We start from the raw sequence: 19,915 nt of genomic DNA, 5'->3' as shown, positions 1-19,915 counted from the left end.
AGTTACGTTGCACGATTTGCGCATTTTCCCGCAAACGCCCGTCCGACAAGGCTTTTCGCCGGTCAGGCACGCGCATTGCTGCGCTTCTCATGTGTTATAACCCAATGGCCAACCGTCACCACTGATCAGGTTGCCCTGGAACCACGATGGAGAAAAAAGATGCAAAGACGAAACTTCATTCTGAAAACCACCGCTGCACTTGCTTTCGGAGGCCTTACGCTCGCGGGCTGCACCACGACGCCCAATAGCACGCCCACTGCCTCGGGCAATGCGTCGAAGCGCGACTCGATCAACGCCAGCGTCGACGGCGCGATTTCCAAGCTGTATTCGACGGTACCAGGCTCCCGCGAACTCGTCTCGAAGTCGCGTGGCATCCTCGTGTTCCCGTCAGTCCTTCAGGCAGGCCTGATCGTCGGTGGCCAGTATGGCGAAGGCTCGCTGCGCGTCGGCGGCAGCACGGTCGGCTACTACAGCACGGCGTCGGGCTCGTTCGGTTTGCAGGCCGGTGCGCAGTCGAAGGCAATCATCTTCCTGTTCATGACGCAGGACTCGCTCGACCGGTTCCGCAACTCGGACGGCTGGGCAGCCGGTGGCGATGCTTCCGTGGCGCTCGTGAAGATGGGTGCGAACGGCTCGATCGACACGACGACCGCGACGGCTCCCGTCGAAGTCTTCGTGATGACCAATGCCGGGCTGATGGGCGACATCTCGATCGCCGGTACGAAGGTGACGCGTCTGAACATCTGACGCGCTATCGTTCCAGTGTGTTCCGGCGGCAGCGTCGCCGGAGCACTGCCTCTACGGAGGGGCTGCTGCAAAGCAAAACGGCGTTACCGCAAGGCAACGCCGTTTTTTATGCGCGTTTTGTCTGTGCGCCAGCAGATCTAGTTCGACGACGTATCGATCACCTTGAACCGCGAACGCTTCTGCGCGCGAATCACCGACTGATACGCCTCGACGTATTGCTGCGCCATCCGGTGCGACGTGAAGCGTTCCTCGAAGCGCTGCCGCACACCTGCGCGCGGCACCTTGTGCAGGCGATTCACGGCGGCCACGGCGCCGATCTCGTCCTCGACGATGAAGCCCGACACGCCGTCGTCCAGCACTTCCGGCACCGAGCCGCGATTGAAGGCGATCACCGGTGTGCCACACGCCATCGCTTCGATCATCACGAGACCGAACGGCTCCGGCCAGTCGATCGGAAACAGCAGCGCGTGTGCGCCCGACAGAAACTCGGCCTTCTGGTTGTCGGCGATCTCACCGATATATTCGACATACGGAAGATCGAGCAGCGGCTTGATATCGCGTTCGAAATATTCGCGATCGGCCGCGTCGACCTTCGCGGCGATGCGGATCGGCATACCGCACCGGCCCGCGATGCGAATCGCCGTATCGACGCGTTTTTCCGGCGAAATACGGCCGAGGAACGCGAGGTACTTCTGCTCGACCGGCTGCGGCGTGTAGAGCGCCTCAGGCAGGCCGTGATAGACCGTGGTCAGCCATTTCGCCTGCGGCAGCGGATGGCGCTGCGCATTCGAAATCGAAATGACCGGCGCGGTGTTGAAGGTATCGAACACCGGCTGCTGCTCGGGCAGATCGAGGCGGCCATGCAATGTCGTCACGAACGGCGTGTCCTGCCGCTTGAAAACCGAAAACGAGTAGTAGTCCATGTGGAAATGCAGCACATCGAACTCGTCGGCCTGACGGCGCACCAGTTCCATCAACAGCATGTGCGGCGCCACGCGATCGCGAATACCGGGGTCGAGCCGCAACGCGCGCGGCCAAACGGCTTCGAGCTTCGCGCTCGTGACCGAATCGCCGCTGGCGAACAGCGTTACGTCGTGGCCGAGCTCGACCAGCGCCTCGGTGATGTACGACACGACGCGCTCGGTGCCGCCATACAGCTTGGGAGGGACCGATTCGGTCAGCGGGGCGATCTGGGCAATTCTCATTGAGTGTCTCCATGAATCTGATGGCCGCCCGTTCGGGGCGTGCCTCGTGCGCGCCAGGCGCTAATGTGCCAATCAGGCACCAGCGGCGGCGCCCGAGTATGCCAGCGCCGCGGCAACCGATCAATGCAGCCAGATGTGGCCAATGCCGATCGATCACGCCGGGCCTGTTGCAGGACAGGTACCTTCAGCTACGCCTCGTACCTGACGAGTATTGTCAATTGTGCACGCAAACGCGCGACGTATTGCATTTCCTGTGCGCTGTTACAGTCGCGAAACATCTGCGGCGCTCAGCGCGATGGCCACTTCCACGCGGGAATATCAAGCTCGTCGCTGTTGGCAATCCGCGTCGAACCGAGCTGCTTTTCGAGCATCACCGATTGGCTACCCGCCTCGCGTTCGAGTGCAGCGATCAGCCGTGTCGCGTGCGACACCACCAGTACCTGCGAACGCGTCGACGCATGCGCGATCAACCGCGCGAGCGCCGGCAGCAGGTCCGGATGCAGGCTCGTCTCCGGCTCGTTCAGGACCAGTAATTGCGGTGGACGCGGCGTCAGCAGCGCGGCGACCAGCAGCAGGTAGCGCAGCGTCCCGTCGGACAGTTCCGCGCCGCTCAGCGCACGCAACAGGCCATGCTGCCGCATCGTCACTTCGAAGCGGCCGCTGTGATTGACGATTTCGATGCGCGAGCCGGGAAATGCGTCTTCGATCGCGGCGTCGAGTGCGGTCGCTTCGCCGATTTCGGCGATCGTCTGTAGTGCGGCAGCAAGATCGGTGCCGTCGTCGCTGAGCACCGGCGTATGCGTGCCGATTTGCGGCAACCGCACGGGGGCCTCGGCGTCGGTGCGAAAGTGATCGTAGAACCGCCAAGAACGGATCTGCTCGCGCACAGCAATCATTTCGGGCGCGCTTCGCGGGTCGGAGAACTCGGTCATCATGCTGTCGAAGCTCGCCACGGGCTGCGGCACCGTCTGCCATTCGCCGTCGGCGTCGCGTGCGCGCAGCACCGCACCGTGCCGCTCGACCAGCAGCGCGGACGGCCGCAGCACCGGCCCGTTCCAGATGCACTCGCGCTTGATCACCGGGTCGAGCGAGAATTGCGAGCTCTCGGCGGGAACAGGCAGTCCGAGATCGATCGCGTAGCCGAAGGTGTCGCCGGCAAAGCCAAGCCGCAGGCTCACCGGTTCGTGGCGGCGCACGCCCGTGACCGGCTCTACGCCGGCCAGCATTCCGCGCGAGAAACGCTCGGGGCCTGCCCACAACGTGGACTGCAGACCGCCCTCGCGAGCGAGCGATGGAATCACGCCGCCGCGCGCCGTAACCGCAAGCAGCCTCAATGCACGATAGACGCTCGATTTACCGCTACCGTTCGGGCCCGTCACGACGTTCAGCTTGCCGAGCGGCATGATCAGCTCGCGCAGCGAGCGGTAGCCGGCGATGGCGAGTGTGGTCAGCATGCGCGGCCCATGATCGCCAGTGTGCGAATGAAAATGAACGTAGCGCCGCGCATCAACGTCCCTCGCCTGCCGGCACATTGCGCAGATCGCCCAGGAACGAATCGCGCCACACGCCGAGATCGTTCTTGCGCAATGCCGCCATGTTCACCTGATGGCGACGCTGACGCTCTTTCAGCGGCATCGACAGCGCCTGCTGCAGCGCTTCGCACATGCCCACCGCATCGTGCGGATTCACAAGCAGCGAGCCGGTCAGTTCGGCGGCCGCGCCGGCGAAGATCGACAGCACCAGCACGCCGGGATCGTCGGGGTTCTGCGCGGCGACATATTCCTTCGCGACAAGGTTCATGCCGTCGTGCAGCGGCGTCACGAAGCCGATCTGCGATTCGCGGAACAGCGACATCAGTTTCCAGCGGTCGTACCGCTGGTTCAGATAACGGATCGGCGTGTAGTCGAGCCCCGAGTAACGCCCGTTGATACGCCCCGCCTCGCCTTCGAGTTCCTGGCGAATCAGCTGATACGTTTCGACATCCGAACGCGTCGGCGGCGCGATCTGCACGAGCGTGACATTGCCGCGCCATTCGGGCGAGCGCTCGAGCAACTGTTCGAAGGCCCGGAAACGCTCGACTAGTCCCTTCGAATAATCGAGCCGGTCGACGCTCATGATCAGCTTGCGCCCTTCGAGGCTCTGCTTCAGATCCAGTACATGCTGACGGCTCTCGTAACGCTGCGCCTGCTCGGCGATCTCATCGGGAAACACGCCGATGCGATAGACGCCGGTGCGCAAATGGCGGCCGAACGCTTCCACGCGATCATCGGTGCTCACCGTGCCGCGCGCATGACGCGTGATGTAGTCGTGGAACGCGAGTTGATCGGTGGCGGTCTGGAAGCCCAGCAGATCGAAGCAGCACAGCGACTTCACCAGTTCCTCGTGCGGCGGAATGCTGAAGATGATCTGCGGTGCCGGAAACGGAATATGCAGAAAGAAGCCGATGCGATTCGTCACGCCTTCCGCGCGCAGCGCTTCGGCAAACGGGATCAGATGGTAGTCGTGAACCCAGATGATGTCGTCCGGTTCGAGCAGTTTGACCAACTTGTGCGCGAGCCATGCGTTGACGCGCCGATAGCCCGCGTATTCGTCGCGCTCGTAGCGCGCGAGGTCGTTGCGGTAGTGGAACACCGGCCACAGCGTCGCGTTCGAGAACCCACGGTAGTACTGATCGTAGTCCTTGCGCGTGAGACCGACGGTCGCGAACGTCACGCGTCCTTCGTGCACGATAGTGGGACCCGCATGCGCGACCGTTTCGCTGACGACGTCGCCGCTCCAGCCGAACCAGACCCCGCCGGCGTCCTTCAACGCGCCGAACACGCCGACGGCAAGGCCACCCGCCGAGCCCTTCGTTTCGGTCGGTGTGGCGACGCGGTTCGATACGACGATCAGTCGGCCCATGTGGTGTTTCCTCCGTGGTTCGGTCGATGCGCACACACGGCGTACGCATTCGGTGACGGGTGAGCGGCGCATATCGCCGGCGGCGCCGCTACTGCAATCAGCGCTACTGCAATCGCCGCTTCAGCGACGATGGAGAGCACCAGCAGCGGCCATGCTCAGTTCGACCGGCTCGCCGCTGGATCGTTTGCGATTTCGTCCGGCGGCCGGCTCGCAGCCGATGCGGCGCGCGGGTCGCGAGTTCCGCCGCGAGTTCCACCCCGATTCGCCACCGGATCGGCTTCGGTGCGCGCGGCGGTACTTGAAGCAGGTGCCCGCGCATGACCGGGCAACCAGTCGAGCGCACCCTCCGCGGCTCCGAGTTCCGCCGACACCTCCGCACGCGAATGCGGCAGATACTGCGGATAGTGCGTCTGCACGAACGCGAGCAACCCTTCGCGCACGCGGCAACGCAAATCCCAGCTGAGCCCCGAATCCGCGGAGCTGACAAGCACGCGCAGTTGCATCGAACGTTCGGTTGCGTCGGTGACCTGCAGCACCTGTACACGTCCGTCCCACTCGAGCGCGCCCTCGACGAGACGCCCGAGTTCCTCGCGCAATGGTGCGAGCGGCATCCGGTAATCGACATACAGAAAGACCGTGCCGATGATCTGCGCGCTGTTGCGCGTCCAGTTCGCAAACGGATTCTCGATGAACCATTGCAGCGGCACGATCAGCCGGCGCTGGTCCCACAGCCGCACCGACACATAGGTGCCGGTGATTTCCTCAATGCGCCCCCACTCGCCCTGGATCACGACGACGTCTTCGAGGCGGATCGGTTGAGAGAGCGCGATCTGCAGCCCGGCGATCAGGTTGCCGAGTACCGGCCGCGCCGCGATACCGGCGATCAAACCGGCCACGCCCGCCGACGCCAGCAGGCTCGCGCCGATCTGGCGCACGCCCGGAAACGTCATTAGCGCGCCGCCCACGCCGACGATCACGATCACCACCATCACCGAGCGCGCCAGCACGCGCGCCTGGGTGTGGATCCGGCGTGCCTCGAGGTTGTCCGCGGTGTCGAGCGGGTGCGCCTGGATGATCGCTTCGCCGATCGCGGCCGCCGAGCGCATCGACAGCCAGGTCAGCGCGCCGATCAGCACGACGCCCGCCATGTTGCGCAGCACGCCGACGAGCGGCAGCGTATCGGGCGCTTCCCACCAGATGAATTCGAGGCCGACGATCGCGAGCACCACGAGTGCGGGCCGGTTGATGTAGCGCAGGATCACGCTCATCAACGGATACGGTCGGGCGATCCGCACGAGAATCCGCGCTCCGATGCGATGGACCGCAAATGCGAGCGCGAGAACGACGATGGACACGACGACCGCGCCCGGCCAGGTGTGCAGCGGGGCATCGGCGATGCGCGTGATGTCGTCGGTGGTGAGCATGAAGCGCGTTTTCCTCGGGTCGTGGGTTGTTGTGGGTGGCGCCGCGTGGACGCCCAACCCCGCTGCGCCACCCGCGCTCAGCTACCCGTCTTGCAGGGGAATGCCTTGCCGAGCCCCAGTGAAATCGCAGTGCTCGCGTTATAGCCCGCGACGTTGGGATTTTCCGCGATGTAACGGCGCACCGCGTCCGTCAGTTGCTGCGAACGCGCGTCGGCGGGCAGGCAGAAGTACTGGCCGACCCGCGGGCCGGTCGTGCCGCCAATCGCATCGATGGTGTTGAAGACGCCGTCGGCCGCGCCTTCGATGTAGGCCGCGCACGCGCTGCGTGACGCGATATCGGTTTTCGTGCACAGCCTGTTGAGGTCGCTCGCGGTAAACGCGGCTGCCGACAAGGGTATGGCCAGCGCGCTCGCGCAAATCAAAGCCCGCAGCATGGTGATCCTTTATGTGAGCAAGCGGTTATCGGGCGATCTCGTGTCGCATCCGGCGGCGCGTTCCGGCCTGAGACCGGACGCGCCGCAACCGTTATTTTGCACCGTTTTGCGGGGCTGCCGGTGGCTGGCTCTGCATTTGCTGGAGCCGTGCCGTCAGTCCTTCGACGACATCGGGTGCCTTGTAGTGCTTCGCGAAGTCGAGTGCGGTGAGACCGAGCTGGTTCTTCACGGTCAGATCGGCGCCGTTATCGAGCAGCAGCTTGACCGTCGATACGTGATTGGCGCGTGCGGCCATCATCAGCGGCGTAGTGCCGTTCGGCGAGCCGGCGTCGACGTACGCCGAGTGGTCGAGCAGCAGCTTCACGATATCGTCATTACCGTTCGATGCCGCGTAGTGCAGCGGCGCCCAGCCCTTCTTGTTGACTTCGGCGTCTTTTGAAATCAGCAGGTTGACGAGGTTGATGTCGCCGTTCAGTGACGCCAGCATCATCGCGTTTTCGCCGGCCTTGTCCTCGATCTCGATGTTGGTCTTCGGATTGGCGATCAGTGCGGCAGCGACCTTGTCGGATTTCTCGCGTGCAGCGAGGACGAGCAGCGGCATGCCTTGATCGTCGGTCATGTTCGGGTCCATGCCATTGGCGAGCTGCTTCGTCACTTCCTTCACGTCATCGAACTTGACGGCCTTGATCATCGTGTCGGCGGGCGCGGCCTGCACCGGCAACGCACCGCAAGCCGCCCACGCGAGCCCGCCGGCCAGCGCGAGCCGGGCTGCCCCGCGTTTGAACGCGGACAGGCGGATGAAAGGAGCGACGGAGGCTGAACGAATGACGATCTGACTGGAGTTATTTCTCATATTCTAGTTTAGGTATCTTCCCTATCCTGTTGATAATATTGAATATCAAGATCACCGCGCCGGGATCTTGAAGAGCCGGAAGAAGTTCGCTGTGGTCGCCGCGGCGAGTGCGATTTCCGGCATCTCACGCTGTTGCGCGATGAAGCGTCCGACATGGCTGACGTACGCAGGTTCATTCGGCTTGCCGCGATACGGCACAGGAGCCAGGTACGGCGAGTCGGTTTCGATCAGCAGACGCTCGAGCGGCACGCGGCGCGCGACGTCCTGAACCTCGGTCGCGCTCTTGAAAGTGACGATGCCCGACAGCGAAATGTGGAAATTCTGCGCGAGCGCCCGTTCGGCGACCGGCCATGCTTCGGTGAAGCAATGCATCACGCCGCCCGGCACGTCGGCGCGTTCCTCGGCCATGATGCTCAGCGTGTCGTCGGCGGAGGCGCGTGTGTGGACGATCAGCGGTTTGCCGGTGGCATGCGCGGCGCGGATATGGGTGCGGAAACGCTCGCGCTGCCATTCCATGTCGGCAATCGTGCGGCCTTCTAGCCGGTAGTAGTCGAGCCCGGTCTCGCCGATCGCGACGACCTTCGGGTGCCCGGCCAGCTCGACGAGCCCGGCCACGTCGGGCTCCTGCGCATCCTCGTGATCCGGATGCACGCCGACCGACGCATAGACGTTGTCATAGGTGCGCGCAATCTCGAGCACGGACGGCAGCGTTTCGAGGTCGACCGACACGCACAGCGCGTGCGTGACCGAATGCATGCGCATGTTCTCGAGCACCTGCGGCAGGCGCTCGGCGAGACCTTCGAAATTGATGTGGCAATGCGAGTCGACAAACATGGGGGTGTCCTGCAATGAATCGGGAAAAGTGCTTGCCTAGGCGGCGTTGAATTGACGTTCAGGCAACAACCCGGTGCCCGAGGATCACCAGGTCGCGCTCCACGCCATCCAGCACCGCGACGCGCGGCAACGTACCCCACACGTCGAAGCCGAAGCCGCGGAAGAGTCGCAGGCTCGGTTCATTGTGGCCGAAAATGAAACCGAGCACCGTGTCGATGCCGAGCCCAGGCGCGGCTGCCAGCGAAGCCGCCAGCAACTGTTTGCCGAGCCCCTTGCCGCGCGCGTCTTCGTGCAGATAGATGCTGACTTCGGCGCTGCGCGAATAGGCCGGGCGCCCGTAGAAGTTCGAAAAACTGAGCCACGCGATGATCTGCCCGCCGTCCTCGACGACCCACAGCGGCCGCTTGTCCGGGCCGTGCTCGCGAAACCACGCGAGCCGGCTCTCGACACTGACCGGTTCGAGATCGGCGGTCACGTTTCGCGACGGCACCGTCGAGTTGTAGATGGCGACGATGGCGGGCAGATCGTCGAGCGTGGCATCGCGGTAGGGAAGATTCGTGGTCATGGAGGAAATCGGCTAGCGGGGTTAGGCAAACGGTGGACGAGAGTCAGGCAAACAACGCGCGATAACCCAGGAACAGTTCCTCGAACACGAGACGCGCATTGAGCGGATGGTTCTCGACCGCGCGCTGCCGCGTCACGGTGCGGATAAAGCGCGCGAACGTGCTCGCATCGACCTGCGCCGCACAGCGCTCCAGCGCCGCCGCGGCCTCCGGGAAATAGCGCGGCGTGCCGGCCGTGCGCTGCGCCAGCAGGTCGTATAGCCACCTCTGCAACCAGCCGAGCACGAGCGGCACCGGCAGCTTTTGCAGCGCCTCGCCGACCGCGAACGCATCGCATGCGGCGCCGCTTGCCAGTTGCTTGAGCGTCCAGTCGCGCAACGCGCGGTTTTCGTCGGCGGCGAGCGCCAGCGCGGCCAGCGGTGCGCCGCCTGCCTGCGCGAGCAGCGCGGGCGCGTCGTCGACACCTTGCGCGGCGAGCCACCTGGTGGCGACATCGGCGGCGGGCGTGGCGAGCGGCCATTGCCGGCAACGGCTGATGATGGTCGGCAGCAACCGGTCGATGCGCGCCGACACCATCAGGAACACGACACCCGACGGCGGTTCTTCGAGCGTCTTCAGCAATGCGTTGGCTGCCGCGACATTGAGCGCTTCGGCGGGATACAGCACGACCACGCGGGCCCCGCCGCGATGTGAGCCGACGCCGCAAAAGTCGAGCAGCGCCCGCACCTGTTCGATCTTGATTTCCTTGCTTGGCGCGCGGCTCTTCTTGCCGTCATCGTCGCCTTTGTCGGCCTTGCTGGCCTGATCGGCTTTGTCGTCAGCACTGGTGACAAAACCCGATTCGGCCGCCAGCGCCTCCGGCAGCACGATCCGGTAATCGGGGTGATTGCCCTGCACAAACCAGTTGCACGCCGCGCACGCGCCACACGGCTCGCCGTTGGCAAGCGGCGCTTCGCAGAGCATGCCCTGCGCGAGATGTTGCGCAAAACGCAGCTTGCCGATCCCCGTCTGCCCATAGAGAAGCAACGCATGCGGCCAGTGCGCGCGCAGCTGTTGCATTCGGTTCCAGTCGTCGGCTTGCCACGGATAAATCATCGTTCTCTTTTGATTCAATAGGTTACGAGGTGGATGTGATGTATTGGCTGAGTTATTTCAACATCCATGACAACAACTTATATCAGTTAAAAATCATAGCGTTGCGACCAATTTCTCAAGTTGACTCTGAATTTGCAGGATGCTCTGCGTCGAATCGACGATGGCAAACCGGTATGGCGCCTCTTCGGCACGGCGCAGGTATTCTGCCCGCGTCCGCGTGAAGAACGCATCCGACTCGCTCTCGAACCGGTCCGGCTCGCGCGCCGCGCTGCGACGCTCGCTCGCGGTTCCCGGCGGTACGTCGAACAGCACCGTCAGATCGGGCTGGAAACCGCCCTGCACCCAGCGCTCGAGCGCTTCGAGCTTGTCGCGCGGCAAACCGCGGCCGCCGCCCTGGTAGGCGAACGTCGCATCGGTGAAACGGTCGGACAGCACCCAGTCGCCGCGCGCGAGCGCCGGCTCGATCACCTGCGCCAGATGCTCGCGGCGTGCCGCGAACATCAGCAGCGCTTCGGTTTCGAGATCCATGGTCCGGTGCAACAGGATTTCGCGCAGCGATTCGCCGAGCTTCGTGCCGCCCGGCTCGCGTGTCATGACGACTTCGCGCCCGGTGGGCGCAACCTTCGCATCGAGCCGCTCGCGGAACCAGGCAAGGTGCGTCGTCTTGCCCGCCCCATCGATGCCTTCGAACGTGATGAATTTGCCCCGCGCCATCATTGACCTCGGATGTACTTGTCGACGGCCTTGTTGTGATCGCCGAGCGTGTCAGAAAAAATGCTTAAGCCGCTGCCGTCGCCGCGGGAGACGAAGTAAAGCGCGTTGGTCTGCGCCGGGTTCAGCGCCGCCTGAAGCGACGCTACCCCCGGCAGCGAGATCGGTGTCGGCGGCAAGCCGGCACGGGTGTACGTATTGTAAGGAGTGTCGGTCTGCAGATCGCGCTTGTGCAGACGCCCCGCGTAGCTGTCGCCGAGCCCGTAGATCACAGTGGGATCGGTCTGCAGCGGCATGCCGAGCCGCAGACGGTTCGCGAACACCGCGGCAACGAGCGCACGGTCGGACGCCTTGCCGGTTTCCTTTTCGACGATCGATGCCATCGTCAGCGCATCATAGGCGCTCTTGTACGGCAGCCCCGGCGCACGGGCAGCCCACGCCTCGTCGAGACGCACCTGCATCAGCCGGTACGCGCGGCGGTACACGTCGAGGTCGCTCGTGTTCTTGTCGAACAGATACGTGTCCGGGAAGAACAGCCCTTCCGCATTCCCGGTCGGCGCTTCCTGCGCGCCGATCGCCTTCAGCAGATCGGCGTCGGTCATGCCCGCCGTGTCGTGCTTCAGCGCCGGATTCGCGTCGATTTCGGAGCGCATGTGGCGAAACGTCCAGCCCTCGATGATCGTCGCCACATACTCGTTGACGTCGCCACGAGCCAGCTTCTGCAGCACGTCATACGGCGTCACGCCGCTCTTGAACTCGTAGTTGCCCGACTTGAGCTGGCTCTGCAGACCGAGCAGGCGTGTCATCCACACGAACGGTTCGGTCGCGACCGGCACGCCGCCGCGCCGCAATTGCAGCGTCACGCTGCGCAGGCTGCTGTGCGGCTTGATCGTCACGTCGAGCTGCTGAGGGGTCAGTACGAGTGGGGTCTGGGACCAGTAATATCCGCCGGCTGCTGCGGCAGCGGCCAGCACGACGAGCGCCGTGCCGGCAACGAGACATTTTTTCAGGAGGGACATGCAAAACGTGGCTGGGGAGGACCCCATATAATACTTGCTTGCCCCAGCTAAAGTCACAACTGACTGCGCCACCCATCCATGACCGCCCCGCTCGCACCCGCTCCCGCCCATTCTGTGCCGCCCGTTGCCGCCGCCGTGCTGCCGGTGCTGCCGCGCCCCGGTGGCGCGCAATTCGAGGCCGTGCTCAAGAGCGGCGCGTATATGCCGCTCACGCAGTTCGGCGTGATCTCCGTGGCCGGCGACGATGCGGCGACGTTCCTGCACGGCCAGCTCACGAGCGATACCCAGCATCTCGATGCCGCCAACGCGCGCCTCGCCGGCTACTGCTCGCCCAAGGGTCGACTGCTCGCGTCGTTTCTCGTGTGGCGCGACAGTGAGGCGATCCGCCTGCTGGTATCGAAGGATGTCCAGGCCGCGGTGCAGAAACGGCTCTCGATGTTCGTGCTGCGCGCCAAGGCGAAGCTCAGCGATGCCAGCGCCGACCTGCTCGCAGTCGGTCTGGCCGGCGACGTGCGTGCGGCGCTCGGCGGCATCTTCGATGTGATTCCCGACGGCGTGCATGTGAAAGTCGACGGGCCGGTCGGCTCGCTGATCCGCGTGCCCGATGCCGAAGGGCGGCTGCGCTATCTGTGGATCGGGCCGCGGGCCGAAGTCGAAGCGCAACTGCCGGCGCTCGACAGCAAGCTCGTGCGCGTGTCGCCGGCCGTGTGGGACTGGCTCGATATCCGCGCCGGCGAGCCGCGCATCACCGGGCCGGTCACCGAGCAGTTCGTGCCGCAGATGGTCAATTTCGACGTGCTCGGCGGCGTGAATTTCCGCAAGGGCTGCTATCCGGGCCAGGAGATCGTCGCGCGCAGCCAGTATCGCGGCACGATCAAGCGGCGTACCGCGCTCGCGAATGTGGCGGGCGAAACGTCATCTGTGGCGGCGGGCACGGAGCTGTTCCATTCCGCCGATCCGGGCCAGCCATGCGGGATGGTCGTCAACGTGGCGTCCGCGCCGGCGGGCGGCGTCGACGTGCTGGCCGAGATCAAGCTCGTGGCGCTCGAAGGCGGCTCGGTGCATCTCGGTGCCGCTGACGGCCCCGCGCTGCGCTTCCTGCCGCTGCCGTACGCGTGGCCGACGGAAGTCTGACGCGTTGATCGCGGGCGGTCGGCCCGCTGCTCCCGGAGACTTCGACCGATGTGCCTGATTGTGTTCGACTGGCGTCCCGACGCAACCGACGGCGCGCTCTTCACGCTCGCGGCAAACCGCGACGAATTCTTCCGCCGCCCGGCCGAACCGATGCAATGGTGGAGCGATGCGCCGGGGTTACTCGCGGGACGCGATCTCGCTGGCGGCGGTACCTGGCTCGGCATGACCCGCGACGGCCGCTTCGCCGCCCTCACCAACTACCGCGCGCCGCACGAGATGCGGCCCGATGCGCCGACCCGCGGAGCGCTCGTCAGTCGTTTTCTGAGCGACGCGGCCGAAACACCGCTCGATTATCTGCAGCAGGTCGCGCAGTCCGGCAGTCTGTATAACGGCTTCAATCTGCTGGTCGGCGACTGGACCCGGCGCGAACTCGCGTGGTACTGCAACCGCGCGGATGCCGCACCGGCCTTACTCGTAGCCGGCACGCACGGCATCTCGAATGCGGTGCTCGATACCGCCTGGCCGAAGCTCGTGCGCAAGCGCGCGGAACTCGGGGCATTGCTAGCAAAAGATCCTGCAACACCGCTCGAACAGTTGATCGATCTGATGCGCGATCCGCGCCTCGCACGCGATGACGAATTGCCCGCTACCGGTCTGTCGCTCGAACGGGAACGTGCGTTGTCGGCGGCTTTTATCGAGGGGACCGAATATGGAACGCGTGGTACGACCGCGCTGCGTGTCGTCGCTCGACGCGAGCAGATCAGCGTGACCGCGGCCGAGCGCAGCGATGACGACGGTTCGCACCGCATCGTGCGACCGGGTGACTTCGAGCGTAGCTTCGCGTTTAACGTCGAACGCTAGCGCAGAGGTTCGCGCCAGATGGCCCGCTGCGTGGGCTCAGTCGCTGCCGAACGTTCCAAACGCGCGCCGTAGCGCGCCTGTCGCATCCGCATGCGCACGCGCGACGTCCGGCACGAAGCCGCCCATCTTGAAGAACTCGTGGATCATCCCGGCGTAGCATTCGAGCGTGACTTCGTTGCCCGCCGCGCGCAGTTTCTCCGCATAGGCCACGCCTTCGTCGCAAAGCGGATCGTATTGCGCCACCGCAATCCAGGCCGGCGCGACACCGCCGAACCCTGGCGCCCCGCGCGTGCCGTCGAGCGGCGCGAAACGCCAGTCGTCGCGATCGCTCGGGTCGCGTACGTACTGCTCGAAGAACCACTGGATCGTCTTGCCCGACAACAGGAAGCCGTCGGCCAGCCGCGCATGCGAGGCGGTCTGTTGATGGGCGCCCGTACCCGGGTAGACGAGCAGTTGCAACGCGAGTGCGATGCCGGCATCGCGGGCCAGCACCGCGCACACTGTGGCGAGCGTCCCGCCCGCGCTGTCGCCGCCCACCGCAAGCCGCGCGGCGTCGATGCCGTACGAGGCGGCGTTGGCGTGCAGCCATGCGAGCGCATCGAATGCATCGTTCACGGCTACCGGAAACCTGTGCTCGGGCGCGAGCCGGTAATCGACCGACAGCACCGCACATTGCGCATCGCGCGCGAACATGCGGCACAGCGCATCGTGCGTGTCGACGCTGCCGACCGTGAAGCCGCCGCCATGAAAATAGACGAGCGCGGGGATAGGGTCCGCCCAGCCCGGTTCGACCGGTTGATAGAGCCGTGCGCGGATCGACGCACCGTCGCGCGTCGGCACGATGCAGTCTTCGACCGCATACATCGGCGCGCTCGCGATCTCGAGAATCGGTGCGCTCTTCTCATACGATGCGCGCGCCTGCTGCGCGGACAACGTATGGTACGGCGGGCGCCCGGCACGCTCGATCAGTTCGAGCACCTGGGCGATCTTCGGATTCAGCGGCATGGGGTGGTGAAACGGCGCGCTCGCGCCGCGCAGTGGAATGAGCGCCGTATGATGCCACGGCGCGCAGGCAGCACGCAGGTAGTGCCTGCGCGGCGCGCTCCGTCTATTCGCTGGCTTTTACTTCGGGCTTCAACGACATCGGATCGATCGGGTTGCGCAACTGTTCGATGTCTTCGTGCCGCATCCGTACCGTGTCCATGATCGGCGGATGCGTGACGATATAGAAGCGGCCCTCGTCGATTGCTTCGAACGTGATGTTCGCGACATCGGCAGCGTTCAGTTTGCCGGACTCGACCGCGCGATGCAGCTGCTTGGCGGCCGCGACCTGCGAGCGGGTCGGCGCGGCGTCGTTGCGCAATCCGTCGGGACGGCTGCGCTCCGCATTCGCGATGCCGGTCGGCACGAAGGCCGGACACAGCAGCGAGCAACCGACCGGCCCGCCCACGAGCTTCAGATCGTGATACAGCGTCTCGGTCAACGACACGACCGCGTGCTTCGACGCGTTATAGACACCCATCGACGGCGGCGATAGCAGCCCCGCCACCGAAGCCGTGTTGACGATATGCGCCGGTTCGTTCTGTCGCAGCATGATCGGCGTGAACACGCGTACACCGTGCGCGACGCCCATCACGTTGACGCCGAACACCCACGCCCAGTCGTTCGCGCTGCTTTCCCAGACGAAGCCAACCGAGCCGACCCCGGCATTGTTGAACAACAGATGAACCTTGCCGAACGCATCGAGCGCGGCGAGCGCCAGTGCTTCCACCTGCGCGGGATCGGTGACGTCGGTGGGCACGCCGATCGCGTCGGCGCCGGTTGCACGCAACGCATCGACGGTCTGAGCAAGCGCCTTGCCGTCGACATCCGCGAGCACGAGCTTCATGCCGAGCGCCGCGCCCTTCTCCGCAAACGCACGACCGAACCCGCTTGCCGCGCCGGTGATCACGGCGACCTTGCCGTCGAACTGAAACATGTCGTCTCCCAGAGAAATCGTTCTTGTCTTTCGTATTCGATGTGGCGGCCTGGCATCATCCCTGCATCAACCGGGCCGCTACACCGCTGTCACAGTCACACGAGCTTGACGAGCTGCTTGCCGAAATTCTTGCCCTTCAGCAGCCCCATAAATGCTTCCGGCGCATTCTCGAGTCCGTCAGCGATCGTCTCGCGATAATGCAGCTTCTTCTGCGCGACCAGCATACCGAGTTGCCCGAGCGCCTCCGGCCACACTTCCATGTGCTCCGAAACGATAAAGCCCTGCACGAGCAGGCGCTGCGTGAGCAGCAACGCCGGATACTTCAGCGGCAACGGTTCGCCGTCGTAGCCCGCGATCATCCCGCACAGTGCGATGCGGCCAAACGCATTCATCCGTGCAAGTACAGCGTCGAGCACTTCGCCGCCGACGTTCTCGAAGTAACCGTCGACGCCGTCGGGTGTGACCGCCTTCAGGTCCTTGTACAGGTTGCCGGCCTTGTAATCGACGCACGCATCGAAGCCGAGCGAGTCGACCACATAGCTGCACTTGTCGGCGCCGCCCGCGATGCCGACCGCGCGGCAGCCGGCCAGTTTGGCGAGCTGCCCGACCACGCTGCCCACCGCACCGCTCGCCGCGCTGACAACGACCGTTTCCCCGGCCTTCGGCGCGATGATCCGGTTCAGGCCGTACCACGCGGTGACACCTGGCATGCCGACCGCACCGAGATAGGCGGACAGCGGCACGTGAGTGTCGTCGACCTTTTGCAGACCCTTGCCGTCCGACGTGCCGTATTCCTGCCAGCCGAACATGCCGACGACCTTGTTGCCGACAGCAAACTTCGGGTGCTTCGATTCGACGATCTCGCCGACCGTTCCGCCGATCATCACTTCATCGAGCGGTTGCGGCGCCGCGTACGACTTGCTGTCGTTCATCCGGCCGCGCATATACGGATCGAGCGACAGGTAGTGATTGCGCACGCGCACTTCGCCGTCGGCGAGCGGCGCGAGCGGTGTCTCGACGAGCTTGAAGTTATCGGGCGTGACGCCGCCTTGCGGACGGGATGCAAGCAGGATCTGCCGGTTGATCTGGGTCATGACGAATCTCTTTGATAAAAATGGGCACAGCACCTATTGAACGAACCGACGCGATGGCTCTAACCGTCGCTCGGGCCAGGTGTGGCGGACGGGTCGCTGCGCAGACGTTGCAGCTTGACGTCACGGCCGACCGCAAGCCGCCGCATGTACTTGAACGTGCCGAGCGCCTTCGCGACGAAATGGCCTTCGCTGTCGCGGATCTCGCCTTCGCAGTAAGCCATCGTCGTCGAGCGGTGCAGCACGCGTGCGTGCGCGCGCAGTTCGCCGCGGCCCGGTTGCATGAAATTGACCTTCATTTCGACGGTGACGACGCCTACGCCGTCGTCCGCGAGCGAACGTGCGGCCATCGCGAGTGCGACGTCGGCGAGCGTCATCGTGACGCCGCCGTGCGCGACGTCCCAGGTGTTCATGTGGTCGTGTGCCAGCGGCAGCATCACTTCGCTTGCACCGTCCGCCGCACTGACGAGACGCAGGCCGAGATGATCGACGAACGGGCTTTCGAGTATCGGCTGCGCGGTGCTTGCAGCAGCGGATTTACGCGGTGAGGTCATTGCGCTGCGTCACACTTCGAAGTCGACACATTCGCGCGTCTCGCGCACCGCACCGACGAATGCCTTGACCGTTTCATGCAACGGATGAACCTGGTAAGCATCGAGTGCGGCCTTGTCCGTGAAGTCGGAAACCAGCACGACGTCATAGGTCGAATCGAGACCCGGCGCGGCGACGCCGGCTTCCAGATGCAGAATGCCGGGCACGATGTTGCGGCAACCTTCGAGCCGTTCCTTCAGCTTCAGCGCATTTTCCGCACGGCTTGCACCTTCGGCATGTTCTTTCAGCTTCCACATCACAATATGGCGTATCACGGTGTTCCTCGTCGTTCGGTAAATGGGTCGATAAGTGGTTCTATCGATGCAGCAGGCTATGAGCGCGTAAGCCTATCAAAATAACGGCGGCGACGTACGGCGGGAGGGCATGTTTGCACTGCCTGTCCAGTCCGCGTAATTGCATGTAATCGCCACTCAACCAGCTTCACGCGGTGTCGCAGCCAGCGCAATAAATTCGTCGAGCAGCGTCATATCGACGGGCTTCACGAGATGCACGTCGAAGCCGGCCTCGCGCGTGCGCTCGCGATCGCTGCTCTGACCGAAACCTGTCATCGCGGCAAAGCGCGTGCCGCGCAACTCGGGCAGCGCGCGTAGCATGCGCAGCACCGTGAAACCGTCGATGCCAGGCATCGCGAGGTCGATCAGCGCAATGTTCGGCGTCAACCGGCGCGCAGCCTCGACTGCATGTTCGCCGCGATAGACCACCTGCGCCCGATGCCCCTTCATTTCGAACAGCATCGCGAGGCTGTCCGCCGAATCGCGATTGTCGTCGACGATCAGCACACGCAAGCCCGGCGTGCCATACCGGGGCTCGCTCGTCTTGTCGTCCATCGACAGAGGCGCGAGTTCCGGATGCGCCGGCAGACGCACCGTGAATACACTGCCTTTCCCCAGTCCGGCGCTCGCCGCGAAAATCGAACCGTGATGCAACTCGATCAACGAGCGGCACAGCGTAAGCCCGATCCCCAGACCGCTTTCGCCGGTGTTCTGCGCCACCGGCACCTGCGTGAACAGACTGAAGATCGTATCCAGTGCGTCTTGCGGAATGCCGCAACCGGCATCGGAAACGCGCAGCACGGCCATGCGGTTTTCGATCGACATATGGATGCCGATGCAACTTCCCTCCGGCGAGAATTTGGATGCGTTGTGCAACAGGTTCTGCACCACCTGGACGAGCCGCGTCATGTCACCGCTCACGACAATCGAAGTACGCTCCATCTGCAGATCGATACTCTGCTGGCGCGCATCGATAAACGGCTGAGCGGCTTCGACACTGCGCACCAATACGTCGCGCAGTTCGACCGGTGCGATTCGCAGCTCGACCTTCCCCGACGTGATCCGACCGACGTCGAGGAGATCCTCGACGAGCCTCGTCAGATGCGTGATCTGGCGATCCATCGTGTCGCGGCAACGGCGCACCGTCTCGCTCACGCCTTCTTCGAGTTGCATCGCCGCGAGCGCATTGCGGACCGGCGCGAGCGGATTGCGCAGTTCGTGCGCGAGCATGGCGAGGAATTTCTTCATCCGCTGGCTCGCCTGCTCTACCTCTTCCAGGCGCTTGCGCTCGCTCATGTCGCGCGTGACTTTCGCGAAGCCGCGCAACTCGCGCGCCTCGTCGTAGATCGCGGTGATCGTTACGTTGGCCCAGAAGGTCGTACCGTCCTTGCGGACACGCCAGCCTTCGTCCTCGGCGCGGCCCTGTTCGCGCGCAAGCGTGAGTTCGCGCAACGGCTTGCCAGTCGCCACGTCTTCGGCGGCGTAGAACACCGAGAAATGCTGACCGACGATTTCATCGCGCCGATAACCGTTGATATGCGCTGCGCCGGCGTTCCAGCTCATCACGCGACCGTCGGGGTCGAGCATGAAGATCGCGTAATCGCTCACCCCTTCGACCAGCAACCGGAAGCGTTCCTCACTGCGGCGCAACGCCTCGTCGGCCTCGCGCTGCGTGGTCAGATCGCGCGTGACCTTGGCAAAGCCGACCACCGTGCCGCCTGGCCCGCGCCGCGCCGTGATGATCACGTTCGCCCAGAACAACGTGCCGTCCTTGCGCACGCGCCAGCCTTCGTCCTCGAAGCGGCCGAGCAGCCGCGCCTGCTCGAGTTCATAGGCGGGCCAGCCGCGCTCGACCGCTTCCGCGGTATAGAAGCGCGAAAAATGCGAGCCGAGTATTTCGTGTTCCGTATAGCCCTTCAGCTTCATCGCCCCGGCGTTCCAGCTGATGACACGGCCCGTGGCATCGAGCATGAAGACCGCGTAGTCCTCGATTGCCTGAACCAGCGCGCGAAAGCTCTCCTCGGTCGGCACGGCGATCGGGCTGACCTGCGCACCGGGGATCGGACCGACGTCGCCGGACAGGCGGGAGGGATTGGACGGATTCATGGAGTGTCGACACGACGCGCGGGGGGAACGCGGCAAGCATACACCGTGCAAACCGTTGCGCGCACACCCTTGGTG

The 19,915-nt window shown here is 64.4% G+C and carries 20 protein-coding genes; 3 read left to right on the top strand and 17 right to left on the bottom strand.

All coding sequences use genetic code 11. The features are described from left to right. Positions 1 to 159: 159 nt before the first annotated feature. Entirely contained in the window at positions 160 to 747 is a 588-nt protein-coding gene (locus M0D65_RS27645) for a YSC84-related protein (RefSeq protein WP_266255412.1), read from the top strand. Positions 748 to 884: 137 nt separating this feature from the next. On the opposite strand, the gene M0D65_RS27640 is transcribed toward M0D65_RS27645, so the two are convergent. The 11 genes from M0D65_RS27640 to mltG all read right to left on the bottom strand — a co-directional run bounded on the left by M0D65_RS27640 (position 885) and on the right by mltG (position 11,786). Then, positions 885 to 1,952, bottom strand: coding sequence for a glycosyltransferase family 4 protein (locus tag M0D65_RS27640; RefSeq protein ID WP_091016696.1), 1,068 nt, complete (start codon positions 1,950 to 1,952; stop codon positions 885 to 887). A gap of 287 nt (positions 1,953 to 2,239) precedes the next feature. Continuing rightward, on the bottom strand, positions 2,240 to 3,406 hold the full coding sequence (locus M0D65_RS27635) for an AAA family ATPase (RefSeq protein ID WP_266255411.1): 1,167 nt from the start codon (positions 3,404 to 3,406) through the stop codon (positions 2,240 to 2,242). Between the two features lie 52 nt (positions 3,407 to 3,458). Beyond that, the gene (otsA, locus tag M0D65_RS27630) at positions 3,459 to 4,853 is read right to left on the bottom strand and encodes an alpha,alpha-trehalose-phosphate synthase (UDP-forming) (RefSeq protein WP_266255410.1); all 1,395 of its coding nucleotides are present in this window, start codon (positions 4,851 to 4,853) and stop codon (positions 3,459 to 3,461) included. 155 nt (positions 4,854 to 5,008) lie between these two features. Further along, a complete protein-coding gene (locus M0D65_RS27625) occupies positions 5,009 to 6,277 on the bottom strand; it encodes a mechanosensitive ion channel family protein (protein WP_266255409.1) in 1,269 nt (422 codons plus the stop codon). Positions 6,278 to 6,354: 77 nt separating this feature from the next. Next, a complete protein-coding gene (locus tag M0D65_RS27620) occupies positions 6,355 to 6,711 on the bottom strand; it encodes a Rap1a/Tai family immunity protein (protein WP_091016687.1) in 357 nt (118 codons plus the stop codon). A 91-nt stretch (positions 6,712 to 6,802) separates the two neighbouring features. Next, entirely contained in the window at positions 6,803 to 7,564 is a 762-nt protein-coding gene (locus M0D65_RS27615; RefSeq protein WP_266255408.1) for an ankyrin repeat domain-containing protein, read from the bottom strand. A 51-nt stretch (positions 7,565 to 7,615) separates the two neighbouring features. After that, positions 7,616 to 8,398, bottom strand: coding sequence for a TatD family hydrolase (locus tag M0D65_RS27610; RefSeq protein WP_266255407.1), 783 nt, complete (start codon positions 8,396 to 8,398; stop codon positions 7,616 to 7,618). Between the two features lie 58 nt (positions 8,399 to 8,456). Further along, complete coding sequence (locus tag M0D65_RS27605) at positions 8,457 to 8,963, bottom strand: GNAT family N-acetyltransferase (protein WP_266255405.1); 507 nt, start codon at positions 8,961 to 8,963, stop codon at positions 8,457 to 8,459. Positions 8,964 to 9,006: 43 nt separating this feature from the next. Then, entirely contained in the window at positions 9,007 to 10,056 is a 1,050-nt protein-coding gene (locus M0D65_RS27600) for a DNA polymerase III subunit delta' (RefSeq protein ID WP_266255404.1), read from the bottom strand. Between the two features lie 93 nt (positions 10,057 to 10,149). Next, entirely contained in the window at positions 10,150 to 10,770 is a 621-nt protein-coding gene (tmk, locus tag M0D65_RS27595; RefSeq protein ID WP_266255403.1) for a dTMP kinase, read from the bottom strand. Continuing rightward, positions 10,770 to 11,786, bottom strand: a complete 1,017-nt coding sequence (gene mltG, locus M0D65_RS27590) for an endolytic transglycosylase MltG (protein WP_266255402.1) — start codon at positions 11,784 to 11,786, stop codon at positions 10,770 to 10,772. Before mltG ends, tmk begins: the two co-directional genes overlap by 1 nt. 78 nt (positions 11,787 to 11,864) lie before the next feature. On the opposite strand from mltG, the gene M0D65_RS27585 reads away from it, so the two are divergent. Beyond that, on the top strand, positions 11,865 to 12,920 hold the full coding sequence (locus tag M0D65_RS27585) for a folate-binding protein YgfZ (protein WP_266255401.1): 1,056 nt from the start codon (positions 11,865 to 11,867) through the stop codon (positions 12,918 to 12,920). 48 nt (positions 12,921 to 12,968) lie between these two features. Next, complete coding sequence (locus M0D65_RS27580; RefSeq protein ID WP_266255400.1) at positions 12,969 to 13,781, top strand: NRDE family protein; 813 nt, start codon at positions 12,969 to 12,971, stop codon at positions 13,779 to 13,781. A gap of 36 nt (positions 13,782 to 13,817) precedes the next feature. Here the strand turns inward: M0D65_RS27580 and M0D65_RS27575 are convergent, their stop codons facing one another. The 6 genes from M0D65_RS27575 to M0D65_RS27550 all read right to left on the bottom strand — a co-directional run bounded on the left by M0D65_RS27575 (position 13,818) and on the right by M0D65_RS27550 (position 19,840). After that, positions 13,818 to 14,786, bottom strand: coding sequence for an alpha/beta hydrolase (locus tag M0D65_RS27575; RefSeq protein ID WP_266255399.1), 969 nt, complete (start codon positions 14,784 to 14,786; stop codon positions 13,818 to 13,820). A 103-nt stretch (positions 14,787 to 14,889) separates the two neighbouring features. Next, on the bottom strand, positions 14,890 to 15,759 hold the full coding sequence (locus tag M0D65_RS27570) for an SDR family oxidoreductase (protein ID WP_091016667.1): 870 nt from the start codon (positions 15,757 to 15,759) through the stop codon (positions 14,890 to 14,892). 95 nt (positions 15,760 to 15,854) lie between these two features. Then, positions 15,855 to 16,853 (bottom strand): NADP-dependent oxidoreductase, encoded by a 999-nt coding sequence (locus tag M0D65_RS27565; RefSeq protein WP_266255398.1) that lies wholly within the window; start codon positions 16,851 to 16,853, stop codon positions 15,855 to 15,857. A gap of 59 nt (positions 16,854 to 16,912) precedes the next feature. Further along, complete coding sequence (locus M0D65_RS27560; protein ID WP_266255397.1) at positions 16,913 to 17,404, bottom strand: PaaI family thioesterase; 492 nt, start codon at positions 17,402 to 17,404, stop codon at positions 16,913 to 16,915. A gap of 9 nt (positions 17,405 to 17,413) precedes the next feature. Further along, positions 17,414 to 17,716 (bottom strand): Dabb family protein, encoded by a 303-nt coding sequence (locus M0D65_RS27555; protein ID WP_266255396.1) that lies wholly within the window; start codon positions 17,714 to 17,716, stop codon positions 17,414 to 17,416. 156 nt (positions 17,717 to 17,872) lie between these two features. Continuing rightward, on the bottom strand, positions 17,873 to 19,840 hold the full coding sequence (locus M0D65_RS27550; RefSeq protein ID WP_266255395.1) for a PAS domain S-box protein: 1,968 nt from the start codon (positions 19,838 to 19,840) through the stop codon (positions 17,873 to 17,875). Positions 19,841 to 19,915 lie beyond the last annotated feature (75 nt).

This window comes from Paraburkholderia sp. CHISQ3 (assembly GCF_030464945.1).
Classification (GTDB): domain Bacteria; phylum Pseudomonadota; class Gammaproteobacteria; order Burkholderiales; family Burkholderiaceae; genus Paraburkholderia; species Paraburkholderia megapolitana.
This window is presented reverse-complemented; position numbering and strand designations above follow the sequence as displayed.

Coding starts and splice junctions, on each gene's coding strand:
- M0D65_RS27575 (WP_266255399.1), bottom strand. CDS start 14,786: ATGCCGCTGAATCCGAAGATCGCCCAGGTGCTCGAACTGATCGAGCGT.
- M0D65_RS27640 (WP_091016696.1), bottom strand. CDS start 1,952: ATGAGAATTGCCCAGATCGCCCCGCTGACCGAATCGGTCCCTCCCAAG.
- mltG (WP_266255402.1), bottom strand. CDS start 11,786: ATGTCCCTCCTGAAAAAATGTCTCGTTGCCGGCACGGCGCTCGTCGTG.
- M0D65_RS27550 (WP_266255395.1), bottom strand. CDS start 19,840: ATGAATCCGTCCAATCCCTCCCGCCTGTCCGGCGACGTCGGTCCGATC.
- M0D65_RS27560 (WP_266255397.1), bottom strand. CDS start 17,404: ATGACCTCACCGCGTAAATCCGCTGCTGCAAGCACCGCGCAGCCGATA.
- M0D65_RS27585 (WP_266255401.1), top strand. CDS start 11,865: ATGACCGCCCCGCTCGCACCCGCTCCCGCCCATTCTGTGCCGCCCGTT.
- M0D65_RS27615 (WP_266255408.1), bottom strand. CDS start 7,564: ATGAGAAATAACTCCAGTCAGATCGTCATTCGTTCAGCCTCCGTCGCT.
- M0D65_RS27610 (WP_266255407.1), bottom strand. CDS start 8,398: ATGTTTGTCGACTCGCATTGCCACATCAATTTCGAAGGTCTCGCCGAG.
- M0D65_RS27570 (WP_091016667.1), bottom strand. CDS start 15,759: ATGTTTCAGTTCGACGGCAAGGTCGCCGTGATCACCGGCGCGGCAAGC.
- M0D65_RS27600 (WP_266255404.1), bottom strand. CDS start 10,056: ATGATTTATCCGTGGCAAGCCGACGACTGGAACCGAATGCAACAGCTG.
- M0D65_RS27565 (WP_266255398.1), bottom strand. CDS start 16,853: ATGACCCAGATCAACCGGCAGATCCTGCTTGCATCCCGTCCGCAAGGC.
- M0D65_RS27635 (WP_266255411.1), bottom strand. CDS start 3,406: ATGCTGACCACACTCGCCATCGCCGGCTACCGCTCGCTGCGCGAGCTG.
- M0D65_RS27580 (WP_266255400.1), top strand. CDS start 12,969: ATGTGCCTGATTGTGTTCGACTGGCGTCCCGACGCAACCGACGGCGCG.
- M0D65_RS27625 (WP_266255409.1), bottom strand. CDS start 6,277: ATGCTCACCACCGACGACATCACGCGCATCGCCGATGCCCCGCTGCAC.
- M0D65_RS27645 (WP_266255412.1), top strand. CDS start 160: ATGCAAAGACGAAACTTCATTCTGAAAACCACCGCTGCACTTGCTTTC.
- tmk (WP_266255403.1), bottom strand. CDS start 10,770: ATGGCGCGGGGCAAATTCATCACGTTCGAAGGCATCGATGGGGCGGGC.
- M0D65_RS27605 (WP_266255405.1), bottom strand. CDS start 8,963: ATGACCACGAATCTTCCCTACCGCGATGCCACGCTCGACGATCTGCCC.
- M0D65_RS27620 (WP_091016687.1), bottom strand. CDS start 6,711: ATGCTGCGGGCTTTGATTTGCGCGAGCGCGCTGGCCATACCCTTGTCG.
- otsA (WP_266255410.1), bottom strand. CDS start 4,853: ATGGGCCGACTGATCGTCGTATCGAACCGCGTCGCCACACCGACCGAA.